Origin of the sequence: Vibrio sp. 10N.222.55.C6 (assembly GCF_041473395.1) — a bacterium.
Taxonomy (GTDB): Bacteria; Pseudomonadota; Gammaproteobacteria; order Enterobacterales; family Vibrionaceae; genus Vibrio; species Vibrio crassostreae_C.
The window spans coordinates 1-288 of record NZ_JBFRSD010000350.1 but is presented as its reverse complement, the minus strand read 5'-3'; the positions used below and the strand labels follow the sequence as shown (position 1 = coordinate 288).

The 288-nt window shown below is 44.1% G+C and carries 1 pseudogene; it reads left to right on the top strand.

Going from position 1 to position 288, the window contains the following annotated elements:
- Positions 1 to 288, top strand: a pseudogene (locus tag AB4486_RS24065) (hypothetical protein); the annotation flags it as partial.

The following is a 288-nucleotide window of genomic DNA, read 5'->3' as shown; positions in this document are numbered from 1 at the left end:
TGAATCCGTAAATGGCGAGGTATTACGTCAAGTTACGATCCCTGAATCTATCCACTCGCAAGCTACATGGTCTAACTACCAAAAAGAAGATAACTCCGCTTACTTGTCTGTAGTCGAAGGCTTTGTACGTATTACCTTCAAAGAGATCGAAGAAGCTAGTAGTGAGGCTTATATCTTTGACGAAGCAACTAAACAGTTCATTTTGGATAACGCATTAACGCCACAGCCTCTGCATCCTCTGAACCTACAAGCTTGTCTCGACTCACTGCCGGATGCTCAGTTCATCGC